19 protein-coding genes are annotated in these 19,386 nt (G+C 43.8%); 11 read left to right on the top strand and 8 right to left on the bottom strand.

Going from position 1 to position 19,386, the window contains the following annotated elements:
- Positions 1–8: 8 nt before the first annotated feature.
- Both glnD and VHA01S_RS05535 read left to right on the top strand, forming a co-directional pair.
- A complete protein-coding gene (gene glnD / locus VHA01S_RS05540) occupies positions 9–2,633 on the top strand; it encodes a bifunctional uridylyltransferase/uridylyl-removing protein GlnD (protein WP_039970258.1) in 2,625 nt (874 codons plus the stop codon).
- A gap of 233 nt (positions 2,634–2,866) precedes the next feature.
- The gene (locus VHA01S_RS05535) at positions 2,867–3,250 is read left to right on the top strand and encodes a DUF3461 family protein (RefSeq protein WP_023403369.1); all 384 of its coding nucleotides are present in this window, start codon (positions 2,867–2,869) and stop codon (positions 3,248–3,250) included.
- Positions 3,251–3,343: 93 nt separating this feature from the next.
- On the opposite strand, the gene truC is transcribed toward VHA01S_RS05535, so the two are convergent.
- The gene (gene truC / locus VHA01S_RS05530) at positions 3,344–4,075 is read right to left on the bottom strand and encodes a tRNA pseudouridine(65) synthase TruC (protein ID WP_023403368.1); all 732 of its coding nucleotides are present in this window, start codon (positions 4,073–4,075) and stop codon (positions 3,344–3,346) included.
- Positions 4,075–4,371 carry a YqcC family protein gene (locus VHA01S_RS05525; protein ID WP_119006061.1) on the bottom strand — a complete coding sequence of 99 codons (297 nt, stop codon included), beginning with the start codon at positions 4,369–4,371 and terminating at the stop codon, positions 4,075–4,077. Before VHA01S_RS05525 ends, truC begins: the two co-directional genes overlap by 1 nt.
- A gap of 101 nt (positions 4,372–4,472) precedes the next feature.
- On the opposite strand from VHA01S_RS05525, the gene VHA01S_RS05520 reads away from it, so the two are divergent.
- The 4 genes from VHA01S_RS05520 to VHA01S_RS05505 all read left to right on the top strand — a co-directional run bounded on the left by VHA01S_RS05520 (position 4,473) and on the right by VHA01S_RS05505 (position 6,711).
- Entirely contained in the window at positions 4,473–5,516 is a 1,044-nt protein-coding gene (locus VHA01S_RS05520; RefSeq protein WP_023403366.1) for a DUF3549 family protein, read from the top strand.
- A complete protein-coding gene (locus VHA01S_RS05515; RefSeq protein ID WP_023403365.1) occupies positions 5,517–5,813 on the top strand; it encodes a DUF3301 domain-containing protein in 297 nt (98 codons plus the stop codon). It abuts the gene before it with no gap.
- A gap of 167 nt (positions 5,814–5,980) precedes the next feature.
- Positions 5,981–6,262: a hypothetical protein gene (locus VHA01S_RS05510; RefSeq protein ID WP_023403364.1), complete on the top strand. Its 282-nt coding sequence runs from the start codon at positions 5,981–5,983 to the stop codon at positions 6,260–6,262.
- On the top strand, positions 6,262–6,711 hold the full coding sequence (locus VHA01S_RS05505) for a YaiI/YqxD family protein (RefSeq protein ID WP_023403363.1): 450 nt from the start codon (positions 6,262–6,264) through the stop codon (positions 6,709–6,711). Before VHA01S_RS05510 ends, VHA01S_RS05505 begins: the two co-directional genes overlap by 1 nt.
- 77 nt (positions 6,712–6,788) lie before the next feature.
- Here the strand turns inward: VHA01S_RS05505 and VHA01S_RS05500 are convergent, their stop codons facing one another.
- Positions 6,789–8,402 carry an NAD(P)/FAD-dependent oxidoreductase gene (locus VHA01S_RS05500; RefSeq protein WP_023403362.1) on the bottom strand — a complete coding sequence of 538 codons (1,614 nt, stop codon included), beginning with the start codon at positions 8,400–8,402 and terminating at the stop codon, positions 6,789–6,791.
- 301 nt (positions 8,403–8,703) lie between these two features.
- Between VHA01S_RS05500 and fdxA the strand changes: the two genes are divergently transcribed.
- Positions 8,704–9,027: a ferredoxin FdxA gene (fdxA, locus tag VHA01S_RS05495; RefSeq protein WP_023403361.1), complete on the top strand. Its 324-nt coding sequence runs from the start codon at positions 8,704–8,706 to the stop codon at positions 9,025–9,027.
- 67 nt (positions 9,028–9,094) lie between these two features.
- Here fdxA and VHA01S_RS05490 read toward each other — a convergent pair whose 3' ends face one another.
- From VHA01S_RS05490 to syd, 3 genes are read right to left on the bottom strand one after another with little or no spacing between them, the layout of a single operon-like run.
- Positions 9,095–9,832 (bottom strand): RNA methyltransferase, encoded by a 738-nt coding sequence (locus VHA01S_RS05490; RefSeq protein WP_023403360.1) that lies wholly within the window; start codon positions 9,830–9,832, stop codon positions 9,095–9,097.
- A gap of 58 nt (positions 9,833–9,890) precedes the next feature.
- Positions 9,891–10,667, bottom strand: a complete 777-nt coding sequence (locus VHA01S_RS05485; protein WP_023403359.1) for a Zn-ribbon-containing protein — start codon at positions 10,665–10,667, stop codon at positions 9,891–9,893.
- Between the two features lies 1 nt (position 10,668).
- Positions 10,669–11,217 carry a SecY-interacting protein gene (syd, locus tag VHA01S_RS05480; protein WP_039970255.1) on the bottom strand — a complete coding sequence of 183 codons (549 nt, stop codon included), beginning with the start codon at positions 11,215–11,217 and terminating at the stop codon, positions 10,669–10,671.
- Positions 11,218–11,303: 86 nt separating this feature from the next.
- Between syd and queF the strand changes: the two genes are divergently transcribed.
- From queF to xni, 4 genes are all read left to right on the top strand, one after another.
- Complete coding sequence (gene queF / locus VHA01S_RS05475) at positions 11,304–12,158, top strand: NADPH-dependent 7-cyano-7-deazaguanine reductase QueF (RefSeq protein WP_023403357.1); 855 nt, start codon at positions 11,304–11,306, stop codon at positions 12,156–12,158.
- 3 nt (positions 12,159–12,161) lie between these two features.
- Positions 12,162–14,468, top strand: coding sequence for a tetratricopeptide repeat protein (locus tag VHA01S_RS05470; RefSeq protein WP_023403356.1), 2,307 nt, complete (start codon positions 12,162–12,164; stop codon positions 14,466–14,468).
- 230 nt (positions 14,469–14,698) lie between these two features.
- Entirely contained in the window at positions 14,699–16,060 is a 1,362-nt protein-coding gene (gene ppnN / locus VHA01S_RS05465) for a nucleotide 5'-monophosphate nucleosidase PpnN (RefSeq protein WP_023403355.1), read from the top strand.
- Positions 16,061–16,142: 82 nt separating this feature from the next.
- Entirely contained in the window at positions 16,143–16,913 is a 771-nt protein-coding gene (gene xni / locus VHA01S_RS05460; RefSeq protein ID WP_023403354.1) for a flap endonuclease Xni, read from the top strand.
- Between the two features lie 52 nt (positions 16,914–16,965).
- Here the strand turns inward: xni and rlmM are convergent, their stop codons facing one another.
- Both rlmM and VHA01S_RS05450 read right to left on the bottom strand, forming a co-directional pair.
- A complete protein-coding gene (gene rlmM, locus VHA01S_RS05455; protein ID WP_023403353.1) occupies positions 16,966–18,054 on the bottom strand; it encodes a 23S rRNA (cytidine(2498)-2'-O)-methyltransferase RlmM in 1,089 nt (362 codons plus the stop codon).
- Between the two features lie 62 nt (positions 18,055–18,116).
- On the bottom strand, positions 18,117–19,028 hold the full coding sequence (locus VHA01S_RS05450) for a transcriptional regulator GcvA (protein ID WP_023403352.1): 912 nt from the start codon (positions 19,026–19,028) through the stop codon (positions 18,117–18,119).
- Positions 19,029–19,386 lie beyond the last annotated feature (358 nt).

Raw genomic sequence — 19,386 nt, 5'->3', positions numbered from 1 at the left:
TGCCAAACATCGATGCTCTATCCCCAGCTCAACTGTCTGATCAACAACTGGATATTCAAAACCTACGCCATTTACTGCACCTTTTTAGTGAACAGCAAAAAAGCGCTTTTCTAGAACGTCAACCTGTCTCTGGGTTGGTTCAACAACGCAGTGATTTTATGGACTCGCTATTAGAGCGAATCTGGAATTACTTCGGCTTTCAGAATATGGAAGGTATCTCTCTGGTTGCCGTTGGCGGTTACGGTCGTAGCGAACTGCACCCGCTATCAGATATTGATATCTTGATCTTGTCTAAACGACCGTTAAAAGAAGAAGTCACACCAAAAATTAGTGAATTTGTCACTTTGCTATGGGATCTCAGACTTGAAGTTGGGCACAGTGTACGTAGCATCAGTGAGTGTATTGAAGTGGCAAAAGACGATTTAACCGTTGCCACTAACCTGCAAGAATCACGTTTAATTTGTGGCAGCCAAAATTGCTTTCAGCTATTGAGAAACGAAATTCATGCTGAGACTTTTTGGCCAAGTGCGGTGTTTTATCGCGCTAAGTTAGAAGAGCAAAAACAGCGTCACGCGCGCTATCACGACACTGGCTACAACTTAGAACCCGATATTAAATCCAGCCCCGGTGGTCTGCGTGATATCCATACATTAAGTTGGGTGGCAAGACGTCACTTTGGCGCATCCTCGTTACTAGAAATGAGCCATCACGGTTTCTTAACCGACGCTGAATACCGCGAACTGCAAGAGTGCCAAAACTTCCTTTGGCAAATTCGCTTTGCCCTGCATATTGAATTAAAACGCTATGACAACCGTCTCTCTTTTGCCTATCAAGCAAAAGTGGCTGAAAACTTAGGCTTTACCGGAGAGAGAAATCAACCCGTTGAGCGCATGATGAAAGAGTTCTACCGCACTTTACGTCGCATCATAGAACTGAACAAAATGCTGCTTAAACTTTTTGACCAAGCGATTTTAAATCAAGGTAAGTTAGTTCCAGCAGACATCATCAATGACGATTTTCAGCGTCGTGGGCACTTAATCGAAGCCAGAAAACCCGCACTCTTTCAAGCTCGCCCCGACACCATATTGGATATGTTTATCCATATCGCCAATGACTCAAGCATTACCGGAGTAGCGCCGCCTACCCTTCGTCAACTGCGCACCGCCAGAAGACGATTAAACCGTTTTCTGCATGATATTCCTGAAGCACGCGAAAAATTCATGTTGTTGGTCAAGCACCCTAACTGTTTAAACAAAGCCTTTAGTCTGATGCATCAACTCGGGGTATTGTCCGCCTACCTGCCACAATGGAGCCAGATTGTAGGGCAAATGCAGTTTGATCTGTTCCACGTGTATACCGTTGATGAACACAGCATGCGTCTGCTCAAACACATCAATACCTTTAGTGATATTCAAAACAGAGAAAAGCACCCTATTTGCTGTGAAGTACTGCCTAGAATTCAAAAACCTGAGTTGTTGATCATTGCCGCTATTTTTCACGATATCGGCAAAGGACGCGGCGGCGATCACTCGGTGATCGGAGAAGGTGAAGCGTATGATTTCTGTATTGAACATAATTTATCGAAACCAGAAGCTAAACTGGTTGCTTGGTTAGTCAGACATCACTTATTGATGTCGGTTACGGCACAAAAACGAGATATTCAAGACCCAGAAGTGATTGCCGATTTTGCGAAAAAAGTAAAAACCGAAGAGTATCTGGAATTTCTGGTCTGCCTGACGGTGGCCGATATTTGTGCTACTAACCCTGAGCTATGGAACAGTTGGAAACGCTCACTTTTGACTGAGTTATTCTATTCAACGCAAAGAGCTTTGCGACGAGGGCTTGAGAACCCTGTCGATGTCAGAGAAAGAATAAGACATAACCAACAACAAGCATCTGCGGTATTAAGAAGCCAAGGCTTCACCCCGCGAGAAATTGAACTGCTATGGCAACGCTTTAAAGCCGATTACTTCTTACGCCATACTCCACAACAGTTGGCGTGGCACGCTCAGGCTATTTTACAACAAGAAGATCCAGACTCGCCGTTGATACTGATCAACCCACAGCCAACTCGTGGCGGCTCTGAGTTATTTGTGTATACCAAAGATCAACCGGTATTATTTGCCAGCGTAGTGGCAGAGCTTGATCGTAGAAATTTCAATGTGCACGATGCGCAGGTGATGATCAGTCGTGATAAATACATTTTAGATACCTTTATCATCTTAGATCAAAATAATCAGCCGCTAGAAGAGAGCCGACATGCGGGGATTATTAAGCATCTGCAAGATGTGATCAAAGACGGCCGCCTAACCAAAATAAAACCAAGACGCACACCGCGTAATTTAGTGCACTTTAAGGTAAAAACTCGCACCGAGTTCATTGCCACAAAAAATAACAGCCAAACCTTAATGGAATTAGTGGCACTCGATACTCCGGGACTGCTGGCCGCGGTTGGTGCCACCTTTGCCAAGCTCGATTTGCATCTGCATGCTGCCAAGATCACCACCATTGGTGAGCGAGCGGAAGATTTGTTTATTATTACCTCTCCTGAGGGGAATAAATTAGACGAACAACTGCAACAACTACTGCGCACTAAACTGATTGAAAACATCAGTAAACTGGCTCCCCACTAATCCCATAAATATTAGTGTGAATAAGAGCAGAGTTGGGAGGTAAGTAACTACCTAAGTGCTTGCTTCCCTGCTAAATTGAGAGCTCTATATAAAAGGTGTTCTCTTGAATATCAATCACAGTCAATCAACACTCATCTGCGGCCTTTTAGCCGGCTGAGTTATCAATGATTAACTTCGATGGATAACACGACCTTTTGTAAACATCTCCATCATATTTGTCCACAGAGGTGCCTATGTATCCACACCTAACCGGGTTGGGAATTAATGAGCCAACGCAGATTGAACGCTATTCTTTGCGCCAAGAAGCTCAAAAAGATGTACTGAAGATCTACTTTAAAAAGCAGAAAGGTGAATTGTTTGCAAAGAGCGTGAAGTTCAAATACCCAAGACAGGTAAAAAGCGTGTTACTTGATGACGGTAGCGGTCAATACCGCAACAAAACTGAGATCAACCGTAATCTAACCTTAGTGATTGATGAGCTAAATATGCTGACCAAGCCTACTGTGCCAACCAAGCTCACCACTAAACAAAAAATATTGTCCGATTTACGCCATTTAGAAAAAGTGGTTTCAAGCAAAATTGCCGAGATAGAAGCGGATTTAGAAAAGCTGAAATAGTGCATACTGGCTTACCACTAAAAGCGCATAAAAAGCTCATAAGGATCACCCTATGAGCTTTTTCGTTTAGAAAGCAAATTACTCTCCGGACGATTACTCCTCAGCAAATACCTCTTGCCAAGCAAAGCGCTCTATCAACTGACACCAAGTTTCATCAAAGCGAGCTTCCAGCACTAACTGAACGCCAGTAAACGGGTGTTCAAACTCTAGCCTTGAGGCGTGCAATAGTAAGCGGTCACTTTGCAGATTATCTTTAAACAAACGATTGTGCTTACCGTCACCGTGCGTAGTATCACCGACAATGGGATGACGTAGATGCTTCATATGGCGACGAAGTTGATGCTTGCGACCAGTCAGAGGTTGCAGCTCCATTAAACAATAGCGAGAGGTTGGAAAACGCCCCGTTGAGAAGGGCACTTCTACCTTTGCTAGAGGCTTATAATCTGTGATTGCCTCCTGCGCTTCTTTATCTTTGTTGGCAAACTTATCGGCAATTTTGTCGTATTCTACTTTCAGGGCATAATCGAGTCTATCGCCCTCTTCAATCCAACCACGCACAATCGCATGGTAGGTTTTCTGCATTTGGTGTTCGGCAAACATCGGCATCATTTGTGAAGCCACTTCGCTAGACAAGGCAAAAACCAATACCCCAGAAGTTGGACGATCTAAGCGATGCAAAGGGAACACATGTTGACCAATTTGGTCGCGCAATGTTTGCATCACAAACTGGGTCTCTTTTTTATCTAACCAAGAACGATGCACCAACATACCGGCAGGCTTATTGACTGCCACTATGTACTCGTCTTGATAAATAACATCTAACATTACGCACAAACCTCATCAATCTGTCTTAGTACTTCTAACACTGGATGCCAGCGAACATCATCACTACACACTTGCTCAAAATAGGGCGTAATCTCAAACCCGCGCGGCAAGGCTAAATTTGCATTAAGCAGTTGATTCATTCTAGGAATGAAAATCCATTGCAGCCATTGCTCTGGGCGCAAAGTATCAATAGCGAAAGGTTGTTCACTGCTCAACGCCTCTAATGAAGGCCTATCAGCCTCCCACAAATCGGCTTGTTGGAGCCTACTTTGTGCAGATAATAGCAATTTTTGCATTTGTTTAGAGATAGTATTCAAGGTATTTCTCATTTGCTCTTGAAATTCGGCGCAAGATTACCATGTTATAGGGAGAGTATGGGCTATTTAGACGCAGGCAAATGAAAACTATTTCAACACTGACACAAATTTTGAACGACAGCGACTGTCAATTTAAAGTACATGACCTAGGTCGTCGCATTGAATTGATTGCAAACGACGAGTTTGAAAACATTGAATTAGGCCGACAAGCCTACCCTTATCCAATTCAGCGCCAAGCCCAATTTGCCATCACCTATTGGAATGAGCAAAAACAGCCGTGGATATGGTTCCTTAAATTTGACCTCGATGAGCGCGGTCTATTAAGCGCTACCGATATCGGTAATTTTATTAAATTTGTACTAGAAGCAATGGGCTCTAGATTACAAAAAGAGCTCAGCGAAGAAGCTCAAGAGCAACTGGCAAGCAACCCATACACCTTTAAACCCAAAGAAGATAAGTTGGCGGTATTTAACAGCCAAGTAAGCGCAGAGCTTGGCCTATCGGCAAGCCAATACTACGCCCACGCACTGACTTACTTTAAAGGCGATTTAGGTTGGAGCAACTGGCAAACGGTTGGACTGCAAGGTATTACCGATATTTGTGCACGCTTAAAAGAGTCTGGCAATGAGCTGATGGTGAAGAAAAGCTTACCTCACCTACCCACTCAACCATTGTACGCGCTATTAGGCGCATTAGAGCACTGCGATATTAGCGACTCACTAGCCGCTAGATTGTACGACTTAGCCTTAGAGCAGCTTAATAACCCGCAAGGGGATTTGTTTTTATTATCGGCTTTGGTTCGTGCACTTGCCGGAGACAAAGGCAACAAGCTGTCGTCACTGGTGACAGCAATACTGTCGGAAAGTAAGTTCAGTCACCAAGAAGTCTTGATTGCAATAGCCGGTCGCTGTTGGAGCCCACTGCAAGACAGCGCGCTGGCGGAGCAGTTTTTAATACGCTTGGCAGAAACCAATAATCAAGAGCTGTTCAACCAGTTGTTCGCTGATTTGGTAATGCAGCCAAAACTGCGCATGGTCATTTTGCCGATGCTACATCAAGCACCATCTAAAAAATTAGCCGATGCGCTTATTCACTTACAAAAAAGTGCAAAAGGGCGAAGCTAAATGGAGCACCTGCTGGCAATACTTGGATGCGCCATATTACTGACCCTGTTCTGGCAACATAGACGACAAGCCGAACTGGCAAAAGTCGCGATTTCACGTCACTGTAAGCAACTCGAATTGCAAATTGTCAGTATCTCTTCCGGTAGCCATCGAATTCGTTATCCCGATGGCAAACTAGGTTGGCATACTGTGTTTTGCTTTGAGTTTTCAGCTTTGGGCGACGACTGCTATCACGGTGAACTGACCATGCATGGCATGCGATTGGCGCACTTCTATACCCAGCCTTATCGCATTTAATTTTGCAGCTTAACCCTCACAACAAAATCTAAGAGACTGGCATCCAGTCTCTTAGATTTATATTTCTCATCTGTATAGTGCTCATTGAGATATTACGTATCGAGACAGTGTACTCGTGATACCGATTTCGATAGGATGAACCTAAACCTTCAACGAAAAAACAGACTATGCCAACCAAAGAAGTGACAGACGAACTCAACCAAGTGTTCCTATCCCTAGAAGCCGAAGGCAAAGAGCCGACTTTAGCGCTCGTTAAAGCGCGCCTAGCAAGCAAAATTCCTATGCCCGCTCTGATTAGCGCGATTAAAAATTGGAAGAGCAGCAAACGCGTACCTAAAATTGAAGTGGCTGATGACAGTCGCAGCGCCGACTGCAAAATCGAAGCCCTTGAACAGCAAATAGTGGCGCTAACTCGTCGCATAGAAGCCCTAGAAAAAGGACAGCAGTAATGAAGATTTGGGTTGATGCCGATGCCTGTCCAAAAGTGATTCGAGAAACCTTAATTCGCGCCTCAGAGCGCACCGGTATTGAGTGTATTTTCGTTGCCAACCACCCGATCCCGCTTCCGCAACGAAACACTATTCGTTTTGTTCAGGTAAGCCAAGGCTTTGATATCGCCGATGACGAAATTGCTCTGCGCATTGAAGCTAATGATCTAGTAATCACCTCTGACATTCCCTTAGCTGATGAAGTCATTAGCAAAGGCGGACAAGCCCTGAGCAGTCGCGGTGAGCTATTTACCAAAGACAATATTAAAGCACGCCTTAACGTGCGTGACTTTATGGATACCATGCGCTCATCAGGCGTACAAACCGGTGGTCCTAGCGCATTATCACAAACAGATAGACGCGACTTTGCCAATGCGTTAGATAAAATTCTTGCACGTGCTCCGAAGTAAACTTGAGTTACCGTCATTGTTACAGATATAGAAAAGGGCTCTGTTGAGCCCTTAGTGCTATTCGATGTAAATCGAGATTAACCTTGCGCTTTCTCAACCATAGACAGTGCTAACGCTTCTGCGACTTTAATACCGTCGATGCCTGCAGACAAAATACCGCCCGCATAACCAGCCCCTTCACCCGCAGGATAGAAGCCTTTTAGATTAACGCTTTGATAGTCTTTATCACGCTTAATGCTAAGCGGTGAAGATGTGCGCGTTTCTACGCCAGTCAATAAACCATCGGCGCTAGCAAAGCCTTTAATTTTCTTATCAAAAGCTGGGATCGCTTCACGAATCGCTTCGATAGCGTAATCAGGCAGTGCTTTGGAAATGTCCGTTAGCTTGATGCCCGGTGTGAATGACGGTTCAACATTGCCAATCGCTGTTGGATCTGAGCCTTTTAAGAAGTCGCCGATTTTCTGCGCGGGCGCATCGTAAGTTTCGCCGCCCAGTTTAAAGGCGCCTGACTCCAACTCACGTTGCAAACGAATACCGGCCAATGCATCACCTGGGTAATCTTGCTCAGGTGAAATGCCCACCACAATGGCGCTGTTTGCGTTACGCTCAGCGCGAGAGTATTGACTCATACCATTGGTGACTACACGTCCCTCTTCTGAGGTTGCTGCAACCACAGTGCCACCTGGGCACATACAGAAGCTGTATACCGTGCGACCATTTTTGCAGTGATGCACTAGTTTATAATCCGCCGCGCCCAAAATTGGGTTGCCTGCATTTTTACCAAAGCGAGCTTCATCAATCATAGATTGTTTATGTTCGATCCGAAAACCCACGGAAAACGGTTTAGCTTCCATGTATACGCCGCGCTCATGCAGCATTTCAAACGTATCACGCGCACTGTGCCCGACCGCTAATACCACATGACGAGATTTGATCTCTTCACCATTAGACAAGGTAACGCCCGTCAGTTGGCCATCTTCGATGTGCAAATCATCCACGCGCGTACTAAAGCGGATATCGCCGCCCAGTTCGATAATTTTAGCGCGCATTTTTTCAATCATAGTCACCAACTTAAAGGTGCCAATGTGTGGCTTGCTAACGAATTTGATTTCGGCAGGAGCGCCTGCATCGACAAATTCATTAATCACTTTGCGACTATAAAACTTAGGGTCTTTGATTTGGCTGTATAACTTACCGTCAGAGAATGTACCTGCGCCGCCTTCACCAAACTGTACGTTAGATTCAGGGTTTAGATTACGCTTACGCCAAAAACCGAAAGTATCTTTGGTGCGTTCACGCACTTCTTTACCACGCTCAACAATAATTGGCTTAAAGCCCATTTGTGCCAATACCAGTCCAGCAAACAAACCACAAGGACCAAAGCCAATTACTACTGGACGCTCGGTCAGATTCTGCGGCGCTTGCGCAACAAACTTGTACTCCATATCAGGAGTGACTTTTACGTGCGGATCGCTAATAAAGGCTTCTAATAGCTCAGCCTCGTTTGCCACTTCTACATCCAGTGTGTAAATCAATAAAATCTTAGATTTTTTACGAGCATCGTAGCCACGTTTAAATACATTAAAAGAAAGAACTTCTGCTGCGGTAATGCCAAGCTTTTTAGTAATGGCTGCCTGAATCGCCTCTTCCTCATGATCTAAAGGAAGTTTAATTTCGGTTAAACGTATCATAGTGATGTCTCGTAGTCGGTGTCTTAGCTAGGTTTTGATTTATTCTTTTGCTGCAATAAACGGTGAATAATTGTACGCCTAGCTCACAATGGCAGGAATTTTACGCCAACTTGAAGGTGCTGTCATATTTATTCCCCGTCCCTTGCCATAATTTCACTTCCCTTATCAGTGCTAAACTAAGCAGTACAGCTAAGCAATATAGCCAAAGGTGAGATATGGATATTTTCAGCGACAAATATTGTTTTTTGTAACGGTATCCGTATCATCGCCCCTCAGAAAAACAGAACATAGAGAGCTCATCATGGCGTTTGTCGTAACCGATAACTGTATACAGTGTAAATATACTGACTGCGTGGCGGTATGCCCTGCGGACGCATTTTATGAAGGGCCTAACTTTATGGTGATAAGTCCTATTGAATGCATCGACTGTGGATTGTGCGTACCTGAGTGTGACGCGCAAGCTATCTTTCAAGAAGATGAATTAACGCCAGACCAAGAAGTGTTCATTGCGTTAAACGAAGAACTTGCCGAAGTTTGGCCTAACATCACTGAAGTAAAGCCGGCACTGCCTGAAGCTGAAAAATGGAATGGCGTACCCGATAAATTGGATATGCTCGAAAAATAGAGCCTATAGCAAAAATAGAGCCACTGACGGCTCTATTTATTTAGGTTAGCGGCTTGCTGCATAGCGACTAGTTACTGTGCTGACGGCGAATATTATCCAAAATAATACCCGTTGCCATGGCAACATTCAGCGACTCTGCCTGACCAAACGCAGGAATGGTCACTTTATCAGTGACAAACTTTGCTGCAGCCTCACGCACGCCGTGCGACTCACTGCCCATCAGTAAAATCCCTTCACTGCTGAACGCTTTTTGATGGGTACTTTCCCCTTCCAAAAACGCGCCATACACAGGAATTTGTGCTTGCTCTAAATAGCTTGGTAAATCTAACTGACTGACGAATACGCGCCCAAAACTGCCCATAGTGGCACTGATGGTTTTAGGGTTGTATGGGTCTGCGCAATCGGTGCTGGCAATAATGTGCTTAATGCCATACCAATCCGCAACACGAATAATCGTGCCTAAGTTACCCGGATCGGAAACACCATCTAAAGCGATCATCAAACCTTGTGCAACTGGCGTGGCAACGGTTGGGATCTCCACCACCGCAATGGCCGCATTGTTGCTGACTAAAGTGCTGGCTTTAGTTAAATCATCAAGAGAGGCTTCTACGCAGTCAAAGTTTTGCAGAGCTTGACCGTTTGCCTGTAAAAACTCTGAGGTTGCAAATACGGTTTTAACGACTAACTGGCTATTACACAGCTCTAACACGTTTTTCTCACCTTGCACTAAAAACAAGCCATGAGCTTTACGTTGTTTCTTTTGCCCTAACGCGCGAAGAAGTTTAATTTGGTTTTTCGAGATCATTATTTTTCCACAAAATTTGTTCAGAAAGTCCACCTAAAGTACTGCTGAATAAAGCTAGCTACTTTAGGTGATCCCATGAAATATTGGACAGCAAACGGCATTGGTCGCATTTAAAATGAAACATGTCATGCAAAGGCTCATCTAAGCGCCATTCACCACCACATTTAGGGCATTTTCGTTGCTGCTCTTGCTGTAAGTTTTCTCCACCTACTCGATATAGATAGTAGTAGGTTGGGATCTTGGTAATGTATTCAATGCGGCCGCGCAAATCCCAACCACGACGATAAATATCACTGTCGATAGAGGTAAGCTCACGCAAAGCGGCAAATTCGGCCTTACAGCCACCCGCCATTTGCAACTCATCGCAGGCTTGCCATTCTGTTTGCCATTTTACTATGGATTTATGGTCGCCATTTAGCGTCGGGGGGTTACGATACAGCGGAATCGGCATAAAAGAATCGCCACTACGCAGCGGAGAGCAGGTATGTACATAAGTGGTGTACAATATTTGCCAGCTTGGCTGTTCATCTGGCGCAGTTTGCTCTGAATTAAGATCTTGCCCTAGCACGCGGATCTTTGGTGTTAATACCCCCGCTTCAGAAAGTTTAGCCAATGAAAAACGCACAAAATCTGAATGATTTCTAGGGTGTAAACTGTCCTCTTCAGGGCAGACACAACGCAGGCTAAAACTGGCGTCATCCATAGCTAATGGAAATTCTCGACCTAGCACTTGTCCATTAAAGCGCAACGCTTCCATTAAGCCATTTATGGATTTTTCTACTGCGGTGATCGTGGTGTTTTCAAAGCACTCGAACTGCATTTCACACACGAACATACTAAACCTCTACGTCCAATGCTGACAAAAACTCTACAAGATTGTCAGCCAGCACTTCTCGTTTGCTAGTACCTAACGTTTCCAAAACCACATTCCCGCTCAGGTTACAGATAGAGATAACATCCAGATCGGAATCAATAGCGGCAATAAAGACCGTCGGCTTAATTTTCAAGCGGCGCTGAGTGACTAAATGCCCCAAAATATTTTCTTGCAGACGCACATAATCTTCATCACTCCACACTTGCAGCAGCGTCAAAGGTTTACCTTGCCAACTCATTTCAAGATCGGCGCTGTAGTAACTGCCATAAAATTCAGCAATACTTGGATGAAGCAGCAACTCAATGCCCTGCTCTACATTACTAAGGTCGGCTTGCGGGTCTCGCAGTACGGGTTTCCAGTACACCACTTCCCCTGATTTTGTTTCTTCAATACAAGGAGAAGCTACCCCGACTAACTCAGCACTAGCGGGCAAAGTACCGTGCTCTTGCTCAAACGTTTTTAGATATTGTTGATGAATTGAGCTAAGTGCACTAGCGATTGAATTTGACATAAGTAACCCTACAAGCGTTCCGTTGATGACATCTAAGTATCTATTCAGTAAAATTCCCAACATTCTACTCTATAACGCAGTGTAAAATGAGCAAATATTCAGACGCAAAAGAACTCGCCGGCCTAACGCTTGGACAAAAAACGCAATATTCGTCGTCCTATGACCCTAAACTATTGCAAGCCGTACCAAGAAGTTTGAACCGAGATGACCTGAAGCTTGGCGATACACTGCCGTTCAAAGGGCAAGATATTTGGACTCTTTACGAACTGTCTTGGTTAAATAACAATGGCTTACCGCAAGTAGCTGTTGGACATGTGGTGATTCCGGCAAACACGCCAAACCTCATTGAATCCAAATCTTTTAAGCTCTATCTCAATAGCTACAACCAAACCCAATTTTCCGATTGGGATAAAGTACAAGCCTTACTTGTCAAAGACCTGTCTGCATGTGCCGGTGGGGAAGTTTCTGTCTCGCTGAGTAAAGTACAAGATTTTAATCAACAACCCATTGTCGATATGCAAGGCTCTTGTATTGATGAGCAAGACATTACTATCACAGCTTATGAATTTAATGCCGATTATTTAAAAGACAGCGTAAGCGACGAGTTAGTCACTGAAACTTTACACAGCAACCTTCTTAAATCTAACTGCCTGATTACTAACCAACCAGATTGGGGTAGCGTTGAAATTCGCTATACCGGTAAAAAAATCAACCGCGAAGCGCTGCTGCGTTACATTGTTTCTTTCAGAGAACATAACGAATTTCACGAACAGTGTGTTGAACGTATTTTCACGGACATTATGCTGTTGTGCCAGCCTGAAGAACTGTCTGTTTATGCTCGCTATACCCGTCGTGGAGGCTTAGATATCAATCCTTTCCGTACCAGTTTGCATAATCCAGATTCTTTACCTGACAGCACTTTACGCTTGGCGAGGCAATAACACATGCTTCGTTCACTCAGGTTCGTTCCGTTTGCATTAGTTGTTTTTGCGTTATTTTCGTTTTCGATCCCTGTCACAGCACATGAATCCAGCGTTTATACACCAAAGACTCTACTCGATGCTCGACGACTGGTGAAAGTCACCCCTTTGCAATCAAAAAATAAAGCAATGAGGTTCCTGAGTGATCAAAATAGTCCTAACTATGAAGAAAACTACTCCACCAATGGCGTGCAACGAAAAGTCACCCCGTTGGCCAAAGCCAGTAATCAAATTCATGCCTATCAAACCATCGGTATGGCGGATTATATTCTAGGTAATTACCGCTCTTCTTTGGCCAGTTTGGATAAAAGCATCTCTATTGCAATGACCAAGCATTTATTCGTTCCTGAAATTGAGTCGAAAATATTGCGTGTCAGCCTATTATGGAAAATGACGAGAGATTTTCGCAAAGTTGAAGCGCCATTAAACAAGATTGAGGAAAAGCTAAATACTTTACATATTAAGCATGAAGACAAACTGCGACTGGAGTATTGGCTAAGCCTTGCTCATGCAAAAATATACTCAGATTCCGGGAAAAACGAACAAGCAGAGGCCAGCTATCTTTTTGCTAAGGACTATGCGCAAAACTATGGCACTTATGAAGACGGCCTAGAAGCAAGCTTGCGCTTAGGCAAACACTATCTGAAAGCACACCATTTTAACTTGGCGTTAAAAGAGCTAATAGAAAGCTACTGGGTCGCTATTGGCAAAGATGATGCACAATATATCGCACGCGCTAACCACCTGTTGGCCGATCTGTATTTACAATGCCAAATTTATGATAAAGCCCAAGAGCATCTTTCTCAGGCAGCCAGTTATTATGGTCACTATGAACAATCTCCGATGTTCGCCACCGTGTTACAAAAACTGGCCGATGTGTATTTTATTCAAGGACGTTATAACCTTGCGCTCGTGCATTACTTCAACGTATTGGACCTAGAACTGGCAGAGAAAGACATCAGCAAAATCATCGATCTGCGACTAAAACTGACTGAAACTTACCTAAATTTATACAATTTCACTTTAGCAAAACGCTATCTCAATCGCGCCACCGATCTTCTTGAATATACAGATATCAAAGTACCAAAGGTTAAAGCGATACTATTGACCGCTAAACTGGATTTTCTGCAAAAACATCCCAAAGAAGCGGAACATCAAGCTAAATATGCCTTGCAACAAGCAAAAGCACTCAACAACAGTGACATTCAGTTGCAAACGCTGTCACTGCTTCATTTGATCACCAAGTCTACCAATAACACCAAAGACTCGTTAAATTACCTCGAAGAATACAATCGACTTACTGCGCTTAATCTTCAAGATAAGGAAGAGCAATTAAGTCTGAGTTTTCTGAACCAAATTACCTCTATCGAGCAATCGCTACACTACCAAGATCAAGTAAACAAATTCAATAACTTAAACACAGATTACAGCCAAACCAAGACCCTGACTCTGGCATTGTCCGTATCTTGTATCGTATTGTTCTTCTTGTTTGTATTCAATTCACGTCGATTAAATCGTAAACATAAGTTGATCACTGAACTCAACAAAGAGCTATATACTCACCCTCGTTCGGGTTTAAGAAACATGCGAATGTTAAGTAGAAAACTGCCTGATTCTTTAAACCGCTCTACCACTAATTACGAACAATGGCGTTTTGGACAATTAATTGATGAACCATTAAATGATCGGTTAAAGTTCTCGTTAATTGATATTCCTATGCTGTCGGATATCTACACTAAGCATGGTTATAAAGCGGGACGTAGCGAAGAAAAAGCCTTTGGTGAGCACATTGCAAGTTTGATTCCAGATGAAGCGCGTCTGTATCACCTATCTGATCGTTCATTTTTATATATTGAACCGAACCCCGAAAAACTGCACCAACCTAAACGACTGTTTGAGCAATTTAAAAATATTATTGATAGCTTTGAAACAGACTTTGCGGTCAATCGACTATTTAGTCTTAGTCTTGCCGACTACCCGTTTTTACCGCGCGCCTATACCGCTATCAATGATGAAGATCTCATTGATCTGTTGCTACTCGCCTCAGACATCAGCAACACCTTAGTGCGATACGAGCAGCAAAGCCAATGGGTCTCTTTTGTGGCAATACCTTTAGCGCCAGCGGCCTGCTTTGCCCAAGATGACATGCGCCGCTCTAGTCTTAACGCTATTCAAAAGGGCATGATTAAGGTGCACACGTCAGGCTCAGAAGAAAATCTTGCCACTGTATTGAGTGAATTACCCAAGCATGAACAAAGTGAAGACCAATAAGAATTAACTTAAATTATTAATTCTATTAGTTTTTATCATTGCTATTGTGCGTAAGGTATCTAGTATAAAGATTAGGTTGCGTGTCAACATTTGAAACCAATGGCCATGTTACTGCGTATTAATTGGGAGCTTTTTTGCAAGCTCATCACTGACCTAAACGACATTGCTGAATCATGCGACATAAAACAATGTCATGTGGTAGAGGTCAGTACCATGAATAAGGAGCCGTTATGATAACAACGATTAACCCTGTCGGAAGTATGGATCTTCTTTCTCAACTCGAAGTTGAGCGTCTCAAAAAAACTGCCTCGAGTGAACTGTATACCCTGTATCGAAACTGTACTCTAGCGGTGCTTAATTCTGGCAGTCACACCGACGACAGTAAAAAATTACTAGAACAATATCAATCATTTGACGTCAATGTATTGCGCCGTGAGCGCGGCATTAAATTAGAGCTCAACAATGCCCCAGAAGAAGCTTTTGTCGATGGCACCATCATCAAAGGGATTCAAGAGCACTTATTTTCGGTACTACGTGACATTGTATTTGTGCACATGAATATGGCGCAAAACACCAGCTTAGACCTTGCCAACCCCGTACATGTTACCAACTTGGTATTCGGCATCTTACGTAATGCCAAAGTGTTGATTCCCGGTATCGAACCCAACCTAATTGTGTGCTGGGGTGGGCACTCGATCAACGAAATTGAGTATCAATACACTCGCCTTGTCGGACATGAGCTTGGTTTAAGAGAGCTGGATATTTGTACCGGTTGCGGGCCGGGGGCAATGGAAGGACCAATGAAAGGCGCCGCCATTGGTCATGCGAAGCAAAGACACAAACAAACTCGTTATATTGGCTTAACCGAGCCATCCATTATTGCCGCAGAGCCGCCAAACCCAATCGTAAACCAGCTGATCATTATGCCAGATATTGAAAAGCGTCTGGAAGCCTTTGTGCGTATTGCGCACGGCATAGTGATTTTCCCCGGAGGCCCGGGCACAGCCGAAGAGTTGCTGTATGCGTTAGGGATTATGATGCATCCTAAAAACAGAGATCAGCCACTGCCTATCGTATTAACGGGCCCTAAAGAGAGTGAAGACTACTTCCGCTCTATTGATCAGTTTATCCACGATACTTTAGGTGAAGAAGCGCAAAAATATTACGAGATTGTCATTGATGATCCGGCAAAAGCAGCGCGCATCGTGAAAAGTGCCATGCCAAAAGTAAAACAGCATCGTAAAGAAAACGAAGACGCTTACAGCTACAACTGGTCTTTATACATTGAGCCTGAGTTTCAAATGCCTTTTGATCCGACTCATGAAAACATGCACAACCTCGATCTGCATATGGAGCAAGCGCCAGAAAAGCTAGCGGCTAATCTACGCAAAGCCTTTTCTGGCATTGTTGCGGGCAACGTTAAAGCAGAAGGCATCCTAGAGATTGAGAAAAAAGGACCGTTCATTATCGATGGCGATAAAGAGCTCATGAAGAAAATGGATACTTTGCTTGGTGATTTTGTCAAACAGCAGCGCATGAAATTGCCGGGGTCAACGTATACGCCTTGTTATAAAGTGCAAACCTCAGACTAACCCCTTATCTGTTATTTAACATTAAACAGTTAAGGCAGTTTTCGATACAATAGGGCTACGGCCCTATTTTTTTACTGATTTTATGTCTATACACCTGGTTATCATTGATGCACTGAACCTCATTCGCAGAGTACACTCAGCCCAGCCTGATGAAACGGATATCCAACGGACAATAGACACCACCTCTCGCACGCTCAAACGCATCCTAAGTGAAACAGAGCCAACGCATATCATCGCAGTATTTGATCACCACCAGCAGGTGCGTGGCTGGCGAGAAGAGCGCTTTCCTGAATATAAACAAAATCGCAAACCTATGCCAGAGCCACTGGCTTTAGGCTTAGATGCTATTCAACAAGCGTGGTGGGAGTTGGGAATTGACTCTTTGCTCTCCGATGGTGATGAAGCTGACGACTTAGTCGCAACCCTAGCGGTTAAAGTGGAAAACCAACAACATCAAGTCACCATTATTTCTACCGATAAAGGCTATTGCCAACTGCTATCCCCTTCACTACGCATCCGCGATTACTTCCAGCACCGCTGGCTTGATCAAGCTTTTGTCGAAAAAGAGTTTGCGGTTAAGGTGGCACAGTTAAGTGATTATTGGGGACTGACTGGGATAAGTGGTACAGGTTTAAGTGGTATTGCTGGCGTTGGACCTAAAGCAGCGCGGGAAATTTTGGCCAATCACGAGACCTTAGAGCAAGCCTTTGCGGATGACGAACTGCCAGAAAAGTACAAAAAGAAAATAGCAGGAAATGAACAGCATGCGCTGTTATGCCGAGAATTGGCATCGTTGAAAACAGACCTAGAGCTAGGCTTTAACTTACAAGATTTACGCTGGACTAAACCGTAGACACTGCCCATACAGCAGGTCTACGATTTTATCGTTTATAGCGCTAAATCGATTACCAACCTAAATTGGTATGCGATTGCACATGTACCGTGATCTCTTCACGGTCATGGTAAAGATGCTTAGCTTGTAGGGTAAACTTGATGCCATTTTCTTTTAAGAACACTTTCAAGTTTTCAATATCACCCAATACTTCATCATAACGGCCTTTCATTGGCAGTTTTAAGTTGAAGATTGCTTCTTTACACCAACCTTGAATGATCCACTCACCCATTAATTGTGCGACGCGAGACGGTTTTTCAATCATGTCACACACCAGCCAAGTGACATTCTTACGTGGTGGTTCAAACTTGAAGCCATCCGCTTGATGGTGTTTCACCTGACCGGTATCCATTAAGCTTTGCGCCATCATGCCATTATCAATGGCGTGGACAAACATAGAGCGCTTCACAAGCTGATAGGTCCAACCGCCAGGACAAGCACCCAAATCGACAGCCCACATGCCTGAAGCCAATCTTTCATCCCATTCATTACGAGGAATAAAGACATGAAAGGCTTCTTCAAGTTTCAAAGTAGAGCGACTTGGCGCATCTGCAGGGAACTTCAAGCGAGGAATACCCATGAAGAACTGAGAGTTGTTACTTGGGTAAGAGTATCCAACATAACACTTACCCGGTTCAACAAAGCACAAGTGCATGACAGGCTTATTCAAATTGTCTTTTTTATACAGAAGCCCTTTACCGCGCATCGCTTGACGCAATGGCACAGTAAACTTACGACAGAACTTCAATAGCTCTTTTGCTTCATTGGTATCAGGTGTTTCGATACGCAAATCACCACAAGTAGGAACGGCTTCTTGCTCAGACAGTGCCTCTAAAATTGGCGTAATACGATCAGATACCGGCAAATCTTCTAGACTTGCTGCCACAGCAAACATTTGGCGAGCAAAAATTAATGTTTTAAAATCAATTTCACGAACCAGACGGTTGGCATCGCCTTCTGTATAACATTCAAATAAAACATAACCACTGTTACGTTTTACACGTGGAAAGCCAAACACTTCGATGTTGTTTGCCTTATCTTGAATCTCACCAGCACAATCTTTTTCAAAGCCAGCGCGACAATACAAAATAACCTGTTTCAAGTTAAACCTCGTTTTCATGCGCTGAATTTCTTCAGCGCGCGACGCAATTGCGTCAAAATAAATTAGTGTTGACCAATAGAAGGATCGCCTTCACTGGCCGCAATACTTAGCATCCAATCTCTAAATGTCGCAATACGTCCCACGTCAGCTTGCTTCTCGTGGCAAACAACGTAAAACGCATTTTTACTGACTAAGACCTCATCAAACGGGCTGACTAATCGTCCTGCTTCAATATCTGGTTGCGCTAATACGTTATTTCCTAGAGCAATGCCTTGCCCATGTACAGCGGCTTGCAGCACCATAGTTGAATGACTAAAAATAGGCCCGTAGTTAACGTTAATCGTATTTAACTGATGCTCTTTGACAAACTGCTTCCAATCTTTACGTGACGTATCATGCAACAGAATATGCGAGCTAAGATCGCTCAATGAATTCAATGGCTTATTGCCATCCAATAAACTAGGCGCACACACAGGAACCAAATACTCTTGATAAAGCTTATCGGCACGCAAGCCAGGCCAGTTACCCCGGCCATAATAGATAGCTACATCAACATCGTCAGTTAATGAACCTTCGTCCATATCTACCGCTTTGATACGCACATCAATATCGGGCTCTTGAGCATTAAAATCCGCTAATCTAGGCACCAACCATTGAATCGCAAAACTCGGTTGCAAGCTAATAGTCAAAGAACCTTTCTCACTGCGCTCCAATACTTTATCGGTCGCCTCAGATAATGAAGTGAAGATATCTTTAATATCTAAGAAGTAGCTCTGTCCTTCCTCTGTGAGTAACAAGGAGCGATTGCGTCTTCTAAACAGTTTTAAGCCTAAAAACTCTTCCAGTGCTTTGACCTGATGGCTCACCGCAGCTTGCGTAACAAACAGTTCTTCAGCCGCGCGAGTAAAGCTTAAATGCCTTGCGGCTGCTTCAAAAACCTTCAATGATTTTAATGGGGGTAATCGTCTTGCCATTCACTCTTATCTAGCATTAGTTTTTCTTATGTGAAACATTATAAATTGTCCGTTGCTCAACAGCCAGAGAAAATCTATATTGCGTCCCAAGCGATAGGGTCTAAACGGCATGCCTTTGGCATGGATCCGACTCGCAATGTTGTGTTTGTGAGCTCACTTTGAGCACGGTAGTCTCTACCACTGCTTTGGATATACCCCAAAGCACATCCTATTTAATGAACTTGTCTGTCATTTTAACACCGCTCTTTTGAGCGGTGTTTTTTTATGTGCATAAAAAAGAAGGCCGGAGTCAACTCATACCAATCACACTAAGTAAGTGTTCAGAACTAGCGCAAGAAAAATGCTCGACAACAAGGCA

The organism is Vibrio halioticoli NBRC 102217 (genome assembly GCF_000496695.1).
Taxonomy (GTDB): Bacteria; Pseudomonadota; Gammaproteobacteria; order Enterobacterales; family Vibrionaceae; genus Vibrio; species Vibrio halioticoli.
This window is presented reverse-complemented; position numbering and strand designations above follow the sequence as displayed.